The following is an 18,357-nucleotide window of genomic DNA, read 5'->3' as shown; positions in this document are numbered from 1 at the left end:
GTTATTTATGATGAAATTTAGCTAGAAATAAGTATTTAAAAAACATCAAGTATCAGCTTGAATAAACGAATACTTCTTAAATGGAAGGAACCGTGATTTCATGAATTTTGAAAAACTGCTGAATCATATAACAGAAATAAATGGGAGAGTTGTTGCTGTTGCTGCTGCGGAACATGAGGAAGTAATCGAAGCAGTGAAAGAAGCAGTTTTAAGAAAGCTAGCAAAGTTTATCCTTTTCGGTAACAAGGAAAAAATCGATAAACTTTTGCGCTTAAAAGGAATTAAAAACGACAATATTCAAGTTATTCATACTCAAACAAAGGAAGAGGCTGCAGAGTTAGCAGTGAAGTCTGTTCATAATGATGAGGCAACTATTCTTATGAAAGGGATGGTGTCGTCAGCTACTTTGTTAAAAGCAGTATTGAATAAAGAATATGGATTAAGAACAAAACGGGTTTTATCACATGTTGCTATTTTTGAAATACCTGGTTTTTCGAAGAGCATGATCGTAACAGATGCTGCTATGAATATACATCCCAATTTAGAGAAAAAACAGCAAATTATTGAAAATGCTGTAGATATGGCAAAGTCAATAGGGGTAAATAATCCAAAAGTTGCTGTATTGGCGGCAATTGAAAATGTAAATCCGGCAATGGAAGTAACACTTGATGCTGCCTCACTAACACTTATGAACAAAAGGGGACAAATTAAAGATTGTATTATTGATGGTCCACTTGCCCTTGATAACGCAGTTTCAACTATTGCTGCAAAACAGAAAGGGATAGATAGTGAAGTTGCAGGAAATGCTGATATTTTACTAGTACCTACGATTGAGGCAGGAAACATACTCTATAAATCGTTAATTTATTTTGCTAAGGCAAAGGTAGGATCTGTTATTGCTGGAGCTAAAGCACCAATTGTTTTGACTAGTCGTTCAGATTCTGCAGAATGTAAGCTATATTCATTAGCATTAGCAATTTGTTCATCTAAATAATTTAGCAATTGTAATTAGGAGGAAGACATCTTGGAGATTTTCAACTATATGGAAAACTTTGATTATGAACAATTGGTATTTTGTCAGGATAAACAATCTGGATTAAAGGCAATAATTGCGATTCACGATACTACCTTAGGACCAGCATTAGGTGGTACTAGAATGTGGATGTATGAATCAGAGGAAGCTGCAATTGAGGATGCTTTACGATTAGCAAGAGGGATGACCTATAAAAATGCTGTTGCTGGTTTAAATTTAGGTGGAGGAAAGACAGTTATTATCGGTGACCCAAAAAAGGATAAGAATGAAGAAATGTTTCGCGCTTTTGGAAGATATATTCAAGGGTTGAATGGTCGTTACATTACTGCTGAGGATGTTGGGACAACTGTTGAAGACATGGATATTATTCATGAGGAAACAGATTACGTAACAGGGATTTCACCGGCATTTGGTTCCTCAGGAAACCCATCTCCAGTAACAGCATACGGAGTTTATCGTGGAATGAAGGCGGCAGCAAAAGAAGCATTTGGAACAGATTCACTGACGAATAAAAAGGTTGCCATTCAAGGTGTAGGGAATGTTGCCTACCATCTTTGTAAATATTTGCATGAAGAAGGAGCAAAGTTAATCGTCACAGATATTAATAAAGAGGCTATTCAACGTGCAGTTAATGCTTTTCAAGCAGAAGCTGTAGAACCGAATGAAATTTATTCTGTAGATAGTGATATTTTTGCTCCATGTGCACTAGGAGCAGTTTTAATTGATGTGACGATACCGCAATTAAAAGCTTCGGTCATCGCTGGAGCAGCAAATAATCAATTAAAAGAACCTAGACATGGAGAAATCATCCATCAAAAAGGAATTGTTTATGCTCCAGATTATGTAATAAATGCTGGCGGAGTTATTAATGTTGCTGATGAGCTTTACGGATACAATAGGGAGCGTGCTTTAAAAAAAGTTGAAAATATCTACAATAATATTGAATCAGTTATTGAAATTTCAAAGCGTGATCAGATTCCAACCTCTCAGGCAGCAGACAGACTTGCTGAAGAACGAATTGCAAAAATGAAAAATTCGCGAAGTCAGTTTTTATTAGAGGGAAAACATATATTAAATCGAAAATAAACGATATCGTGTGCTTTGACTTAATGAACCCCCCGTAATTACTTCATAGGAAGTTTGGGGGGCAGACTCAATCTTAGGTATATACATAAAAGATAGAAATATAGAGTGATTTTTCAGGAAAAGCATAGGCGGAGGTTTAATGTAATTGATTAATGAATATCGAATTCTCGTACTTAATCCTGGTTCTACCTCAACTAAGATAGGTGTTTTTGATAATGAACGGGCTGTATTTGAGAGAAATATCCGTCATGATAGAGAAAAATTAAAAATATTCCCGAATATTATTGACCAATATGAATTTCGGAAACAGACTATTTTAGAAATCTTAGATGAGGAAAGTATTAATATTTCTAAGATTGATGCCGTTTGTGGTCGGGGAGGTCTTCTTCGGCCAATTGAAGGAGGAACGTACATCGTAAATGAGTTAATGCTTGAGGATTTAAAAAATGGCTTTGCAGGACAACATGCATCTAACTTAGGCGGTATTATTGCTTTTGAGATTGCATCAGGCTTAAATATTCCTGCATACATAGTTGATCCAGTTGTCGTTGATGAGATGGAGGAAATTGCTAAAATTTCTGGACTTCCGGCAATAAAAAGAAGAAGTATTTTTCATGCATTAAATCAAAAGGCTGTTGCAAGGCGTGTTGCATCTGATTTTAACAAGAAATATGAAGACATGAATATTATTGTAACCCATATGGGTGGTGGGATAACGATTGGGGCTCATCGAAAGGGAAGAGTTATTGATGTAAATAATGGATTACATGGTGATGGCCCTTTTAGTCCTGAGCGTGCGGGATCGCTTCCAACAGGAGACCTCGTCTCAATGTGTTATTCAGGTGAATATTTGCGAGATGAAATGATGAAAAAGCTAATTGGACAAGGTGGTTTAGTAGGATATTTGGGGACTAATGATGCCATAAAGGTTGAGGAAATGGTCGAGGAAGGAAATCAAAAGGCAATACTCATCTATTCAGCAATGGCTTATCAAATTGCAAAGGAAATTGGTGCAGCTAGTGCTGTATTAAAAGGGAATGTTGATGCAATTGTTTTAACTGGTAGCCTCGCATATGGGAAAAAAATTGTACGTGATATTGCTACATATGTTGATTGGATTGCGGATGTGCTAGTTTATCCAGGAGAAAATGAGCTTCAAGCTCTTGCAGAAGGAGCGCTCCGTGTTTTGAGAGATGAGGAAGAGGCAAAAAATTATCCATCTTAACAAGTGAATGGCAACCCTGAGTTTTTGTGATGACATACAATGCAAAAGCAAAGTAAGGATATTTTTTGCGAATAACTTTATAGAATACAAATAAATGCTTAAAGGAGGCACCCTATTTGGCAACAGAGTATGATTTAGTCATTTTAGGTGGAGGAACAGGTGGTTATGTTGCTGCAATTCGTGCATCACAGCTTGGCCTAAAAACAGCGATAGTTGAAAAGAATAAGCTCGGAGGAACTTGCTTGCATAAAGGGTGCATACCAAGTAAAGCACTTTTAAGAAGTGCTGAGGTATATGCAACAACAAAAAACAGTAGTGAATTCGGGATAGAGTCATCAAACGTAAAATTAAACTTTCATAATGTGCAAGAGCGAAAAAGAAAGATAATCAATCAACTTCATACTGGTGTAGAGCAATTAATAAAAAAGGGGAAAATTGATGTCTATGAAGGGATTGGTCGAATACTTGGACCATCTATCTTTTCACCTATGCCTGGTACGATTTCAGTAGAAATGAATAATGGACTTGAAAATGAAATGTTACTTCCACGTAATGTTATTATTGCTACAGGATCTCGCCCACGTCTTTTACCAGGACTCGAAAATGAGAGCGAATTTGTTTTAACTTCTGAAGAAGCATTAGAGCTAACAGCATTGCCAAAATCTATCATTATTATCGGTGGAGGTGTAATCGGTATCGAGTGGGCATCAATGTTATCGGACTATGATGTACAAGTTACGGTTATAGAGTACGATGAGCGAATTTTACCAACTGAAGATAGAGACATTTCAAGAGAAATGGAAAGGTTGTTAAAAAAGAAAGGAATTACCGTAATAACAAGTGCAAAGGTGCTGTCTGAATCGATTGAAAAGGATGCGAATAATACCGTTACATTAAAGGCAGTTTGTAATGGAACAGAAAAGGCTTTTTCTGCAGAAAAAATCCTAGTGTCTGTTGGCAGACAAGCGAATACGGAAGGTATAGGTTTAGAAAACACGGAAATAAAGATAGAAAACGGGTTTATCCAAACTAATGAATTTTATCAGACAAAAGAATCTCATATATATGCTATCGGAGATGTTATTGGCGGTTTACAGCTAGCACATGTTGCATCACGTGAAGGAATTGTCGCTGTTGAACATATTGCAAATGAGAAGACATATCCGGTCGATGACAAGCTTGTACCTAAATGTATCTACAGTTCACCTGAAATTGCTAGTGTAGGATATACCGAGGAAGAAGCAAAAAAATCTGGATTTAAAACTAAGGTTGCTAAGTTTCCGTTTAAAGCAATTGGAAAAGCCCTTATTTTCGGTAACTCAGAAGGGTTTGTTAAACTAGTTGTAGATGAAGAAACCGAGGATTTGTTAGGTGTACATATGATTGGACCACATGTTACAGATTTAATTTCTGAAGGAGCACTTGCACGTGTCCTTGATGCGACGCCATGGGAAATCTCCCAAACGATTCATCCTCATCCATCTTTATCTGAAATTTTTGGAGAAGTTGCACTCGGGGTGAATGGAAAAGCCCTTCATTTTTAGTTAGTTAACTTAAATTGTTTTAAATTTAATGGGATAAATAGATTGTTCATTAAGATAGTTTGAAAATTAGGAGGTTACTATTATGGTTGAAAATCGTCATCAATCGCTAGGTCTTTCAGATGAAGATGTGTTAAATATGTATGAAGTTATGGTTTTGTCTAGAAAGATTGATGAGCGTATGTGGTTGTTAAATCGTGCTGGAAAGATTCCATTTGTTGTTTCATGTCAGGGACAAGAGGCGGCCCAAGTAGGAGCAGCTTTTGCGTTAGATAGGGAAAAAGACTATGTGCTTCCTTACTATCGGGATATTGGAGTGGTTTTAGCATTTGGTATGACAGCAAGGGATTTAATGCTATCAAGTTATGCAAAGGCTGAGGATCCAAATTCAGGCGGCAGACAAATGCCTGGTCATTTCGGACAAAAGAAAAATCGGATTGTAACCGGCTCGTCCCCAGTTACGACACAAGTGCCACATGCAGTTGGAATTGCATTAGCAGGTAAAATGAACAAGGAAAATATTGTTTCGTTTGTAACGTTTGGAGAAGGATCATCAAATCAAGGTGATTTTCATGAAGGTGCCAACTTTGCGGCAGTACATAAATTACCTGTTATTTTAATGTGTGAAAATAATAAATATGCAATATCGGTCCCATATAATAAACAAGTTGCCTGTGTAAATATATCTGATCGAGCAATTGGTTATGGAATGCCAGGAATAACAGTAAATGGGAATGATCCACTAGAAGTATATGCTGCTGTAAAAGAAGCTGCAGATAGAGGGAGACGTGGTGATGGCCCTACTTTAATTGAAACAGTAACATATCGTTTAACTGCTCATTCTAGTGATGATGATGATCGTGTTTACCGCGAAGCTGAAGAGTTAGAAGAAGCAAAACAAAATGACCCAATTAATAGTTTTTCAACATACTTAAAGGAAACAGGTGTATTAACAGAGGAAATAGAAGAAACAATTGTTCAAAAAGTAAGCAAAATTATCGATGATGCGACAGAATATGCTGAAGCTGCTCCATATCCGGAACCAGAACAGACATTGAAGTTTGTATATGCAGAAGAGTAAGGGGGAATAAAAATGGCGATCATTTCATATTTAAATGCCATTACTTTAGCAATGCGTGAAGAAATGGAACGTGATGAAAAAGTATTTATATTAGGGGAAGATGTTGGGAAAAAGGGCGGTGTATTTAAAGCGACGGAAGGGTTATATGATAAGTTTGGTGAAGAACGAGTGATGGATACACCATTAGCAGAATCTGCAATAGCGGGAGTAGGGATTGGAGCTGCAATGTATGGCATGAGACCAATTGCAGAAATGCAATTTGCTGATTTTATTATGCCCGCAGTTAATCAAATTATTTCAGAAGCAGCAAAAATCCGTTACAGATCTAATAATGACTGGAATTGCCCAATAACAATTCGGGCCCCTTATGGTGGAGGTGTACATGGTGCACTTTATCATTCACAATCTGTTGAAGCGATTTTTGCAAATCAACCAGGTCTAAAAATTGTCATCCCCTCAACACCATATGATGCAAAAGGACTGTTAAAAGCGGCAATACGCGACGACGATCCAGTACTGTTTTTTGAGCATAAACGTGCATACCGTTTATTAAAAGGTGAAGTCCCTGAAGATGATTATGTTTTACCTATTGGAAAAGCAGATGTGAAGCTTGAAGGTGAAGATATAACAGTTATTACTTATGGATTATCTGTTCATTTTGCTCTTCAAGCCGCTGAAAGATTGGCTAATGACGGGATTTCAGCACATATATTAGATTTAAGAACAATTTATCCTTTAGATAAACAAGCAATAATCGACGCTGCTTCAAAGACAGGTAAGGTATTGTTAATTACTGAGGATAATAAGGAAGGTAGTATTATCGGTGAAGTAGCAGCAATTATTGCTGAAAATTGCTTGTTTGATTTAGATGCTCCGATTATGAGATTAGCTGGACCAGATGTCCCAGCAATGCCATTTTCACCATCAATGGAAAAATATTTTTTAATTAATCCGGATAAAGTGGAAGAAGCAATGCGTAAGCTTGCTGAATTTTAATGGACTTAGCGAGTTAAACATATAATGTAAAAAACACTAGACATCGATTAGTGACATTACTTTTTCCATGTATATGGATAGCTTGTTAATCTAGGAGGTTACATAGTGGCGATAGAACAAATTAAAATGCCCCAATTAGGTGAAAGTGTTACAGAAGGAACTATCAGCAATTGGCTTGTATCGATAGGTGATAAAGTGAATAAGTACGAACCACTTGCAGAAGTTACAACAGATAAAGTAAATGCTGAAATTCCATCATCTTTTTCAGGGATTATTAAAGAACTTATAGCAGAAGAAGGGCAAACATTAGCTGTAGGTGAAATTATTTGTACGATTGAAGTAGAGGAAGACGAACCCAAAAAGGTAGAAGTCGATAAATTAGCTGCAAATAAAAGTATTTCTTCAAACAGTGAGCCTTCTTCTCACGATAAGGATGACTCAAATAAAAAAAGGTATTCTCCAGCAGTTTTAAGAATAGCTCAGGAACATGAGATTAATTTAGATTTAGTGAATGGAACAGGTGCTGGTGGTCGAATTACGAGAAAAGATCTTATGAATTTTATTGAAAGTGGTGCAATTGAGGAGCAACAAAATCGTAAACCGGTTATTGAGCAGCCGAGCAATCAAGCGATTGAGTTACCTAAAACGCAAACACCTCGCATACATCAAGGAGATATCGAAATACCGGTTACAGCGGTTCGTAAGACGATAGCAGCAAATATGGTACGTAGCAAGCATGAAGCGCCTCATGCTTGGATGATGATTGAGGTAGATGTAACAAATCTAGTAGAGTATCGTAATAAGGTTAAGAATGAGTTTAAGAAAAAAGAAGGCTATAACCTAACATTTTTCCCATTTTTCCTTAAAGCTGTCGCAAAAGCATTAAAGGAATTCCCGCAAATTAATTCAATGTGGGCAGGGGACAAAATTATACAACGAAATGAAATTAATATCTCAATTGCGGTAGCAACAGATGATTCGTTATTTGTTCCGGTAATTAAGGCAGTTGACGAAAAGACAATTAAAGGAATTGCTCGAGACATTACAGAACTTGCTGCAAAGGTCCGTAGTGGGAAAATTAGTATAGAGGATATGCAGGGAGGAACCTTTACAGTAAATAACACAGGTTCATTTGGTTCTGTTCAATCAATGGGGATTATTAACCATCCTCAAGCAGCGATTTTACAGGTTGAAACGATTGTAAAAAGACCTGTTGTTATCAATGGGATGATCGCCATCCGTGATATGGTTAATCTTTGTTTATCTCTCGACCATCGGGTTTTAGACGGAGTCATTTGTGGACGATTCTTAGCACGGGTAAAAGAAATATTAGAATCGACTTCAGATGAAAATACTTCCATCTATTAATAATGATAGTCCAATGATATAGAGTCTGATTCATAACGATCAAAGCATTTTATAGATCGGTTATGAGTTAGACTCTTTTTATTTTAAGTTTGCTTTTAGTCATTATTTTAGACAAACTAATAAAACATACATTTGCTTCTTTCTCCTGCATAAAATCTATGATAAGAATAGATTTCTGCCATAAGGGGGTGAACTTCCAAAATGGAAGTGAAGCACAATCATTCAGAGGAAAAAGGGAAAAGGAAACTGTGGGAAGAAGAGGCAATAAAGGCATTGAAAGATAGACCTTTTGAAGCTCTTTATTCATCAACCTATGAAGGGATTAAGATTGAACCAATCTATACAACTATACAAAATGTCCAATATTGGACAGAAAACAGTTACTATCGGGCAAATAATTGTTGGAAATGTAGTCAGGAAATTAAAGGTGAAACTAGTGAAGAGCTAAGTAAACAGGTCAGATATGCAATTGAGAGGGGACAGAACTCCTTTTATTTTAAAAATCTTCAAATTCATGATATGAAGGGTGTAGAAAAAGCTTTCGGCCAAATTGATATAAGTAAAAGCTCATTTTTAATTGATGTTGGTTCAAAACAGGAATTAATGCCACTATTGTTTCAATATTTTAACGGAAAGAAACATGATAAAGAACCAATTGGAACAATTGCGTTTGACCCATTTGAAGAGGTTCTGTTAAAGAAAGAAATTTCCATTTCACTATCCGATAAATATGATTATTTAGCCGAAGCAATGAACTGGTGTGAAGAGAATCATTGTCAGATTCGCTGCTTATTAATTAAGGGCAATAATTTCCATGAAGCAGGTGCAACTTCATTGCAGGAATTAGTTTTTACTTTTTCACAAGCACTGGATATTATAAATGAGCTTTTGAATCGTGGAGTGTCTTTAACAACAATCGCCAAAAATACAGTGATATCCTTTGCAATTGGTTCTCAATTTTTTATGGAAATAGCAAAGTTCCGAGCTGCAAAGCATATTTGGGGATCACTATTATCTGCAATTGGAGATAGAAACGGAGATGATCCTCTTTATCTTCATGCAATTACATCTAACTTTAATAAAGCTGCTTTTGACATTCATATGAATCTTCTCCGAACTACGACTGAAGGCTTTTCCGCAGTTGCTGCAGGCGTAGATGAATTAACGATTACCCCATTTGATTATGTTTCACAAAAGCAAGACGATCTTGCAGGAAGAATTGCGAGAAATATCCATTTTATTTTTCAAGAAGAGAATCATTTATCTAAAGTAGTAGACCCAGCTAGTGGTTCATACTACATTGAATCATTAACAAATGAATTAGCTAATCATGCTTGGGAGGAAATAAAAAAAATAGATAAAAATGGTGGGTTTTACACTGCACTTGAAAAGGGCATACCACAAAATGAGCTAAAAAGGACATTTGCAAAGAGACAAATTGATATAAATCAACAGAAAACAACAATAATAGGTGTAAATAAATTTATTGAGCTTGCTCCAATACAAAAAAAAGAAGAACGAGAAAAGAGAAAAGTGAAAAAAATAAATAAAATCATGAGTAAGCAGGTTACTACTTTTCGAGAAGTAATTCAATTTGTAGAAGAAAAAAATGTTGTCCCAAAACTTCTTCCAAAGATTCAAGCAAATCAAATACAAATATTACAGCATACTCGTTTAATTGAACACTTTGAGAGGCTAAGATTTGCTGCAGAAGACCATTTTCAAAGATTTGGACACTATCCAAAGGTGGATGTTATGCAATTTGGAGAGTTAAGAGATTATAAGTCTCGATTTGAATTTGTTGTAAATTTACTCGCTTCTGGTGGGATTGAAGCAAATGTAATCCGCGATTTTGAAAGGGAGTATTTGGTTAATATTGTCATATTATGTGGTTCTGATAAAGAATATCAAAAGATGAATGAAAATTCTGTTGCGAAACTTTTAAAGTGTAAAACAAAGGAAATTTATTATGTAGGAACAAACAAGGTTGCAGGAGAATTAAAGGGCTTACAACGATTTCGTATGCTTTCAGAATCTACTGATGCTTATATATTTCTTAAAAGATTGCATCAATTATTGGGGGTAACTCTAAATGAAGCGACGTGATCTAGCAAATGCTAAGCTAATTAAAATGGTCCCTATAGGAAAAACAAAGTCAATCTTTCAAACAAATGAACAGATACCGATTGATAATCATTATACAAATGAGAATCTTAAAACGGCTGAACACATAGGTACGTATCCTGGAATAACCCCTTTTTTACGAGGACCATATGCAACGATGTACATTAATAGGCCATGGACAATCAGGCAATATGCTGGGTTTTCTACAGCAGAAGAAAGCAATGAATTTTACAAAAAAAATCTTGCCAATGGTCAAAAAGGACTGTCAGTAGCTTTTGATTTACCGACACATCGTGGCTATGATTCCGATCACCCTCGCGTATTTAGCGATGTAGGGAAAGCTGGAGTAGCAATCGATTCTATTATGGATATGAAGCAATTATTCGAAGGAATTCCATTAGACGAAATGTCAGTTTCTATGACAATGAATGGAGCAGTTTTACCAATTATGGCGTTTTATATTGTAACAGCTGAGGAGCAAGGAGTGGCTAAGCATAAATTAACAGGGACTATCCAAAATGATATTTTAAAAGAATATATGGTACGTAATACGTATATTTACCCACCAGAAACTTCAATGAGAATTATTCGAGATATTATCGGATATACGGCAAAACATATGCCGAAATTTAATAGCATTAGCATCTCAGGCTATCATATGCAGGAGGCAGGTGCACCGGCTGATTTAGAGTTAGCCTATACACTGGCAAATGGGATTGAGTATATAAGAACTGGATTAAGGGCTGGGCTCCATATTGATCAATTTGCTCCTAGATTATCATTTTTCTGGGCAATTGGAATGAATTATTTCATGGAAGTTGCAAAACTAAGAGCTGGAAGATACTTATGGTCTAAGTTGGTTAAGCAATTTCATCCTGAAAACGAGAAATCTCTCATGTTGCGTGCTCATAGTCAAACATCAGGCTGGAGTTTAACTGAGCAGGATCCATTTAATAATATTGTAAGAACATGTATGGAGGCACATGCAGCAGTTATGGGACATACGCAGTCACTTCACACGAATGCACTGGATGAGGCTATTGCTTTACCTACTGAATTTTCCGCCAGAATCGCGCGCAATACCCAATTGTATTTACAAGAGGAAACTGGCATAACTAGTGTTATTGACCCTTGGGGTGGTTCTTATTATGTAGAGTCATTAACAAAATCATTAATTGAACGGGCAAACTCTCATATTAGTGAAATTGAATCACTTGGTGGTATGACAAAGGCGATTGAAATGGGGCTTCCCAAAATGAGGATTGAGGAAGCAGCCGCAAGAAGACAAGCTAAAATTGATTCCGGAAAAGAATTGATTATCGGTGTTAATAAATTTAGGTTACCCAATGAAGAACCCCTCAATATCCTAACAATTGATCAACAAGAAGTTAGAAATAAACAAATCGAAAAGCTAAATCATTTAAAAAAGAGTCGTAATTCAAAACTTGTTGAAGAGGCGTTAAATGCAATTACGAAAGCAGCAGCATCTGAGAATGGAAATCTTCTTGAACTAGCAATTGAAGCAGCTCGAAAACGGGCAACATTAGGTGAAATATCATTAGCAATTGAAAAGGTTAGTAAACGTCATCGAGCTGTTATTCGTTCGATAAGTGGTATCTATCAAAGTGAATATGATAATGAAGAAGATATAAGAAAAGTTAGGGATAAAATCGATTTATTTTATGAACTAGAAGGTAGAAGGCCAAGAATATTAATAGCTAAAATGGGTCAGGATGGTCATGATCGTGGTGCGAAGGTCGTTGCAACAGCATATGCAGATTTAGGCTTTGATGTAGATATCGGTCCCCTCTTTCAGACACCCGAAGAGACTGCACGACAAGCAGTTGAAAATGATGTTCATATAATCGGGATGAGTTCGTTAGCTGCGGGACATAAGACATTATTGCATCAGCTAAAAAGCGAATTAAGAAAGCAAGGGCGAGATGACATTATTGTAATTGTTGGTGGAGTGATACCTTATAAGGATTATGAAGAATTACTAGAAATGGGAGCCGCTGAAATTTTTGGACCTGGAACGATTTTACCGATAGCAGCATTGAAAATTATCGATCGATTATTTGAAATGTTTGGTTATGAGGGTTAAGCATGGAGGATTATAGATTAAAAAATCGTGATTTAGAGGTTAAGGATTTTATTGAAGGCATTTTAAACGGCAATCGCGTTTTGTTAGCAAAAGCAATTACACTAGTAGAAAGCAATAATAGTAAACATTTTCTAAAGGCGCAAAAAATTATCGAAATATTGCTGTCACAAAAAAAGGAATCTATTCGGATCGGGATTACCGGGATACCAGGAGTAGGGAAAAGTACATTTATTGATACATTTGGTTGTTTTTTATGCAATATGGGATATCGTGTTGCCGTACTTGCAATTGACCCAAGCAGCCAAGTTTCCAAAGGAAGCATAATGGGTGACAAAACACGAATGGAACGATTAGCAAAACATCCAAATTCTTTTATTAGACCATCTCCATCTGGGGGGAATTTAGGCGGAGTAAATCGAAAAACGAGAGAAACAATTATTTTATGTGAAGCTGCTGGCTATGATGTCATTTTAGTAGAAACGATGGGTGTTGGGCAAGCGGAGTATGTTGTGAGAGAAATGGTTGATTTCTTCTTACTTCTAGTTATAACTGGCGCTGGAGATGATCTTCAGAGAATAAAAAGAGGCATTATGGAACTACCAGATTTAATTGTTGTTCATAAGGCAGATGGAGAAAATTTGGAAAAAGCAATCATGACAATGCATGAGTACAATCAGATGCTTCGTTATATTACTCCATATACGTTAGGATGGACTCCACAAGCTGTAAATGCTTCTTCAATAAACGAAACAGGTATTGATGAAATATGGAACATAATTAATAAATTTGAAAGATATACAAAAGAATCGAATATTTTTGATAAAAGACGTGATGAACAAAAATGGAATTGGCTTCATGATTTAATAAAACAAGAACTTTCTGACCGTTTCTACCAGCATCCACAAGTTAAACAACAGCTCGAAATTTACGAAGAAAATATTATAAAGGGGAAGAAAAGTGTTTCTGCAAGTGCTCTTGAATTAATTAATCTTTTTTTATTTGATGCCAAATAAAGTATGATTTTATTGATAGTAAATTGAGAAAAGGAGTTTCTATTTGCTCAATCCGGTATAAGCTTGGTAAAATAAACATCATCATATAAAAGGAGATGTTCAACGTGAGTATGGATTTTAACATATTTATGAATGACGTTGTGCAGCAAGCTCGTAAGGAAATTGTTGCAGCAGGATATACTGAATTAAAAACGGCTGAAGAGGTAGATGAAGCACTTAATAAAAAAGGTACAACACTCGTGATGGTAAATAGTGTTTGTGGTTGTGCAGGAGGAATTGCTCGTCCAGCTGCTGCACATGCAATTCATTACGATAAGCGTCCAGATCAGCTTGTGACTGTATTTGCAGGTCAAGATAAAGAAGCTACAGCCCGCGCAAGAGAAATGTTTACTGGCTATCCACCTTCTTCACCATCTTTCGCATTATTAAAGGATGGTAAGTTAGTAAAAATGGTAGAACGTCATGAAATTGAAGGACATGATCCAATGTCAGTTGTTGCTAATCTACAATCTGCTTTTGAAGAGTATTGTGAAGAAGTATAAATTTAATAGGAAATAGGGGAAAGAGGCTAAGCCAAAATGATTTTGGTGCCTCTTTTTTATTTGTAAGAAAATCCAACAATAATATTGTAGTTTTCTATAATCTCATGTATGATTTGGTTCAATTATAGTGCTAATTAATACATATAAATAACATCTTTTTCGTAAAATAAAATAAGGAAGCGAGGATAAAAATTAGATTAGCTACCTTTTTTCAATATAATTAATTATCGAAATCTTTTAACAATTACATTTTTATGAATAAATATTGCATAAATATAAAGCTGTGTTAAAATACAAAATATCGAATAAAAATTAATTAAGTTTATACAAAATTTCTATTTATATAGTAGGAAATTATTGGAGGATATTATTATGAGAAAATTAAAAGTCTTTTTGACAAGTATTTTAATCATTGGATTATTAGCTGCTTGTGGCACAAATGCAGATGAATCTAATGAGCCAACATCTGGATCCAAAGATGGTGAAAAGAAAGTATTAAAAATGGCTACTTCTGCTGATTATCCACCTTTTGAATATGTCGATACTGCAAACGGTAGTGAATTTATCGGGTTTGATATTGATCTTGTAAAGGCATTAGCAGAAAAAACTGGTTACGAAATTGAAATCCAAGATATGGATTTTAACAGTTTAATTCCTGCACTTCAAGCAAAGCAAGTTGATTTGGTGCTAGCTGGAATGTCAAAAGATCCAAAACGTGAAAAAAATGTAGATTTCTCTGATGTTTATTTCACAGCTAAACATATGATTGTTTCATTAAAGGACAATGAAATTAAAAGCATCGATGAGCTAGAAGGCAAAACACTCGGTGTGCAATTAGGCTCAGTACAAGAAGAAAAGGCAAATGAACTTGCAGAGCAATATGACATAAAAATTGAAAATCGAAATAAAATCTCTGATTTAGTTCAAGAAATGAAATCAGGTAGAATTGATGTAGCAATTATCGAAGATTTAGTTGCTGAAGAATATTTTGAAAAAGATAAAGACTTAACAGGATTTACTCTTGAAGAAGAGGAAGAGGAAGGTTATGCAATTGCCTTCCAAAAGGATAGTGACATTAGAGACGAATTTAACAAAGCTCTTGGTGAAATGAAAGAAGCCGGTGAAATCGACGAGTTAGTTAAGAAATGGCTTGGTGGAGAATAATAATTTATCTTTTTTAGTGCCACTACATTATATATAATCCTCATCCCCACATGGTATATACGTTATACGTATACTATTATGTGGGGATACGTATGAGTAATTAGGTACAACGAACAACGATTTAGAAAATACTCTAAATCGAGTAAAATATATATTGTATTAATTTTAGAAGGGAATTAAAGATAGTATGGACATAAACTTTTCCTCAATCGTCCCATCAATACCTTTTATTTTGCAAGGTATTGGGGTTACGTTACAAATTGTCTTCCTATCGCTCATTATTGGTTTTGCATGGGGAATCATCCTTGCGTTATTGAAAATTAGCCGAATTAAACCTTTAATGTGGTTAGCGGATGCATATACATCTATTTTTAGAGGAACACCATTAGTTTTACAATTGTTAATTATTTACTTTGGGCTTCCACAAATTTTGGGGATTACGATTGATCCGTACCCTGCAGCAGTAGCGGCTTTTTCTTTAAACTCAGCTGCTTATATATCTGAAATTATTCGCGCTGGTATAAATGCGATCGATAAAGGCCAGACAGAAGCATCAATGGCACTAGGAGTTCCTTATTCAAAAATGATGAAGGATATTATTTTACCGCAAGCATTTAAAAATATTTTGCCTGCATTAATGAACGAATTCATTACATTAACAAAGGAATCTGCAATCGTTACTGTTATCGGTGTTCAGGATATAATGAGACGTGCTTACCAAGTAGGGGCAGATACGTATAACTATTTTGCGCCATTAATCTTTGCTGGACTCATTTACTATGTGTTGGTAATGGTTTTAACACTCCTAGGTAAAGGAATTGAAGGGAGAATGAAACGAAGTGATTAAAGTTGAAAATTTGCATAAGTCCTTTGGTAAGCTAGAAGTTTTAAAAGGGATTTCGACAACGATTTCTCAAGGTGAGGTTATCGCGATTATCGGTCCTTCAGGATCTGGTAAATCGACATTTCTTCGCTGCTTAAACTTACTTGAGAAGCCAACAGAGGGCAATGTATGGATTAATGGAGAAGAAATCACAGATCCTAAAACAGATATTGCAAAAGTTCGTCAAAATGTCGGAATGGTATTTCAACATTTCCATTTATTCCCACACAAAACGGTTTTGAATAATTTAACATATGCACCTATAACAGTTAATGGATTATCAAAACAAGAAGCGGAAGCTAAGGCGAAAGAATTGCTGCAAAAAGTTGGTTTAAGTGATAAAGCAAATGAATATCCAAATCGTCTTTCTGGTGGGCAGAAGCAACGTGTGGCAATCGCACGTGCTCTTGCAATGAATCCAGATGTTATTCTATTTGATGAGCCGACATCTGCCCTTGATCCAGAGATGGTTAAGGAAGTTCTTGAGGTAATGAAGGACTTGGCAGGATCTGGGATGACTATGGCAATTGTTACACATGAAATGGGTTTTGCTAAAGAAGTTGCGGATCGTGTGTTATTTTTAGATGGAGGAAAGCTTGTCGAAGATGCAAAGCCAAGTGAGTTCTTTATATCGCCTAAAACAAAACGTGCGCAAGATTTCCTTGAAAAAATGTTATAATAACAAAAAGGTGATCAATTGATCATCTTTTTTTATTAGGCTGTTTTCAAAAACTTTGTTGCTTTTAATTAGCCGTCGTTCTGGTTGATTTTCTTGTGCTGTACTGGCTTTTCGTTTGTGGGGCTGGTGAAACACTTGTTGAAAATTTAACTTACCCCAAGTATTGAGTAATCAGCTTTTACAAAGTTTAAGCATAAAAACAACATTATTTTAGAAAAAAGCCTTTCATAATTTTATCAGAATATAGAAGGATTAGAGGAGTTTATAAATGTTTAAAATTGGTTATCGAACAGTGAAAACTGCACTTGGGACGACGATTGCTGTCATGCTAGCACAGTTTCTTCAACTTGATAATTATGTTTCAGCAGGGATTATAACAATTTTATGTATTAAAATTACTAAGAAAAAATCATTACAAAGCTCTTGGGAAAGATTTCTTGCTTGTTCGATTGCGATTTTATTTTCATTCGTTTTCTTTGAAGGAATAATGTATCATCCGATTATTATCGGAGCCATGCTATTAGTGTTTATACCAACAACCGTTATAGTTAAAGCATCTGAAGGTATTGTGACTAGTACAGTTATTATTTTTCATTTATATAATTCAGGTGGAATTACATGGGAAGTCGTCACAAATGAGTTTCTTTTAATTTTAATCGGTATTGGAATTGCTCTGATCATGAATCTATATATGCCAAGTATGGAGCAAAAGCTTAAAAATTATCAAAAGGAAATTGAAGCGAACTTTGCTGCAATTTTTCAGGAAATTGAAGAATATCTTCTAGAAGACGACCGTGATTGGGATGGTCAGGAAATCATAAAAACTGCGGAATTGATAAATGAAGCGAAAACAATGGCATTCCGAGATGTCGAGAACCATTTTTTGCGCCATGAGAATACCTATTATCACTATTTTAAGATGAGAGAAAGACAATTTGAAATTATTGAAAGAATCATTCCTCTAGTCACATCGATCCATACATTGGTAGATCAGAGTCGAATGGTAGCAGCCTTTATTCATAATTTAAAGATGAATATACATCCTGGAAATACTGCACATAAATTTCTTGTTGAACTATTAGATATGAAGCAGACGTTTCAGGAAATGGAATTACCGAAGACGAGAGAAGAATTTGAAGTACGGGCAGCACTTTTACTATTTATAAAAGAAATGGAAGAGTATTTAATTATTAAAAGTCAATTTAAAGGAATGGATGCCTAATGTTGTTTAAATAGTATCCACATGAAAAAAGAGTCTTATTACAAGACTCTTTTTGGCATTTTAACATATACATATACAACATCTTGTATATTTGTTCTTCATAAACTAAACACCTTGATCACATCTATTTAAAACCACATAGATACTCCTGCCAATAATGTAGAGACAAGCATTATGCCAATCATGATATAAACAAAAAATTTCTGGGTTTTCCGAGACATATTTCTTCACTCCTTGTCCTATTATTTTAACGTGAAAGAAGTTTTTGAACAATAGTTTGTAGGTCGTTTCTCTAT

Annotated in this window: 16 protein-coding genes; 15 read left to right on the top strand and 1 reads right to left on the bottom strand. The window is 35.4% G+C overall.

The features are described 5' to 3' along the window. Positions 1-100 precede the first annotated feature (100 nt). The 15 genes from yqiS (at position 101) to ACTJJ9_RS17910 (ending at position 18,061) form a co-directional block, all read left to right on the top strand. On the top strand, positions 101-994 hold the full coding sequence (gene yqiS / locus ACTJJ9_RS17980) for a phosphate butyryltransferase (protein ID WP_095299899.1): 894 nt from the start codon (positions 101-103) through the stop codon (positions 992-994). Positions 995-1,024: 30 nt separating this feature from the next. After that, entirely contained in the window at positions 1,025-2,119 is a 1,095-nt protein-coding gene (gene bcd / locus ACTJJ9_RS17975; protein ID WP_145582589.1) for a branched-chain amino acid dehydrogenase, read from the top strand. A gap of 145 nt (positions 2,120-2,264) precedes the next feature. Beyond that, positions 2,265-3,344 (top strand): butyrate kinase, encoded by a 1,080-nt coding sequence (gene buk, locus ACTJJ9_RS17970; RefSeq protein WP_095299901.1) that lies wholly within the window; start codon positions 2,265-2,267, stop codon positions 3,342-3,344. Between the two features lie 116 nt (positions 3,345-3,460). After that, a complete protein-coding gene (lpdA, locus tag ACTJJ9_RS17965; RefSeq protein WP_095299902.1) occupies positions 3,461-4,888 on the top strand; it encodes a dihydrolipoyl dehydrogenase in 1,428 nt (475 codons plus the stop codon). Positions 4,889-4,970: 82 nt separating this feature from the next. Continuing rightward, positions 4,971-5,966, top strand: a complete 996-nt coding sequence (locus tag ACTJJ9_RS17960) for a thiamine pyrophosphate-dependent dehydrogenase E1 component subunit alpha (protein WP_095299903.1) — start codon at positions 4,971-4,973, stop codon at positions 5,964-5,966. 12 nt (positions 5,967-5,978) lie between these two features. Continuing rightward, a complete protein-coding gene (locus ACTJJ9_RS17955; RefSeq protein WP_095299904.1) occupies positions 5,979-6,962 on the top strand; it encodes an alpha-ketoacid dehydrogenase subunit beta in 984 nt (327 codons plus the stop codon). A 105-nt stretch (positions 6,963-7,067) separates the two neighbouring features. Continuing rightward, on the top strand, positions 7,068-8,330 hold the full coding sequence (locus ACTJJ9_RS17950) for a dihydrolipoamide acetyltransferase family protein (protein ID WP_145582588.1): 1,263 nt from the start codon (positions 7,068-7,070) through the stop codon (positions 8,328-8,330). A gap of 201 nt (positions 8,331-8,531) precedes the next feature. Continuing rightward, the gene (locus ACTJJ9_RS17945; RefSeq protein WP_440768787.1) at positions 8,532-10,436 is read left to right on the top strand and encodes a methylmalonyl-CoA mutase family protein; all 1,905 of its coding nucleotides are present in this window, start codon (positions 8,532-8,534) and stop codon (positions 10,434-10,436) included. 25 nt (positions 10,437-10,461) lie between these two features. Continuing rightward, complete coding sequence (scpA, locus tag ACTJJ9_RS17940) at positions 10,462-12,558, top strand: methylmalonyl-CoA mutase (protein WP_255451929.1); 2,097 nt, start codon at positions 10,462-10,464, stop codon at positions 12,556-12,558. Positions 12,559-12,560: 2 nt separating this feature from the next. Continuing rightward, complete coding sequence (meaB, locus tag ACTJJ9_RS17935) at positions 12,561-13,571, top strand: methylmalonyl Co-A mutase-associated GTPase MeaB (RefSeq protein ID WP_145582585.1); 1,011 nt, start codon at positions 12,561-12,563, stop codon at positions 13,569-13,571. Positions 13,572-13,675: 104 nt separating this feature from the next. After that, a complete protein-coding gene (locus tag ACTJJ9_RS17930) occupies positions 13,676-14,113 on the top strand; it encodes a BrxA/BrxB family bacilliredoxin (protein WP_095299909.1) in 438 nt (145 codons plus the stop codon). Positions 14,114-14,485: 372 nt separating this feature from the next. Beyond that, the gene (locus ACTJJ9_RS17925; RefSeq protein ID WP_145582584.1) at positions 14,486-15,277 is read left to right on the top strand and encodes a transporter substrate-binding domain-containing protein; all 792 of its coding nucleotides are present in this window, start codon (positions 14,486-14,488) and stop codon (positions 15,275-15,277) included. A gap of 187 nt (positions 15,278-15,464) precedes the next feature. After that, complete coding sequence (locus ACTJJ9_RS17920; RefSeq protein WP_145582583.1) at positions 15,465-16,124, top strand: amino acid ABC transporter permease; 660 nt, start codon at positions 15,465-15,467, stop codon at positions 16,122-16,124. Further along, complete coding sequence (locus ACTJJ9_RS17915; protein WP_145582582.1) at positions 16,117-16,839, top strand: amino acid ABC transporter ATP-binding protein; 723 nt, start codon at positions 16,117-16,119, stop codon at positions 16,837-16,839. The genes ACTJJ9_RS17920 and ACTJJ9_RS17915 overlap by 8 nt, the downstream gene beginning before the upstream one ends. A 268-nt stretch (positions 16,840-17,107) precedes the next feature. Beyond that, positions 17,108-18,061, top strand: coding sequence for an FUSC family protein (locus ACTJJ9_RS17910; RefSeq protein ID WP_145582581.1), 954 nt, complete (start codon positions 17,108-17,110; stop codon positions 18,059-18,061). A 128-nt stretch (positions 18,062-18,189) separates the two neighbouring features. Here ACTJJ9_RS17910 and prli42 read toward each other — a convergent pair whose 3' ends face one another. Beyond that, complete coding sequence (gene prli42, locus ACTJJ9_RS17905; protein WP_170944318.1) at positions 18,190-18,282, bottom strand: stressosome-associated protein Prli42; 93 nt, start codon at positions 18,280-18,282, stop codon at positions 18,190-18,192. Positions 18,283-18,357 lie beyond the last annotated feature (75 nt).

Origin of the sequence: Metabacillus sp. 22489 (assembly GCF_052044855.1) — a bacterium.
Taxonomy (GTDB): Bacteria; Bacillota; Bacilli; order Bacillales; family Bacillaceae; genus Metabacillus; species Metabacillus niabensis.
The sequence above is the reverse complement of the archived record's forward strand: the minus strand, read 5'-3'. Positions and strand labels throughout refer to the sequence as shown.

Excerpts from the sequence above, each read along its gene's own strand:
- yqiS (WP_095299899.1), top strand. The coding sequence starts at position 101 with ATGAATTTTGAAAAACTGCTGAATCATATAACAGAAATAAATGGGAGA.
- ACTJJ9_RS17960 (WP_095299903.1), top strand. The coding sequence starts at position 4,971 with ATGGTTGAAAATCGTCATCAATCGCTAGGTCTTTCAGATGAAGATGTG.
- ACTJJ9_RS17955 (WP_095299904.1), top strand. The coding sequence starts at position 5,979 with ATGGCGATCATTTCATATTTAAATGCCATTACTTTAGCAATGCGTGAA.
- ACTJJ9_RS17945 (WP_440768787.1), top strand. The coding sequence starts at position 8,532 with ATGGAAGTGAAGCACAATCATTCAGAGGAAAAAGGGAAAAGGAAACTG.
- scpA (WP_255451929.1), top strand. The coding sequence starts at position 10,462 with ATGGTCCCTATAGGAAAAACAAAGTCAATCTTTCAAACAAATGAACAG.
- meaB (WP_145582585.1), top strand. The coding sequence starts at position 12,561 with ATGGAGGATTATAGATTAAAAAATCGTGATTTAGAGGTTAAGGATTTT.
- ACTJJ9_RS17925 (WP_145582584.1), top strand. The coding sequence starts at position 14,486 with ATGAGAAAATTAAAAGTCTTTTTGACAAGTATTTTAATCATTGGATTA.
- ACTJJ9_RS17920 (WP_145582583.1), top strand. The coding sequence starts at position 15,465 with ATGGACATAAACTTTTCCTCAATCGTCCCATCAATACCTTTTATTTTG.
- ACTJJ9_RS17910 (WP_145582581.1), top strand. The coding sequence starts at position 17,108 with ATGTTTAAAATTGGTTATCGAACAGTGAAAACTGCACTTGGGACGACG.
- prli42 (WP_170944318.1), bottom strand. The coding sequence starts at position 18,282 with ATGTCTCGGAAAACCCAGAAATTTTTTGTTTATATCATGATTGGCATA.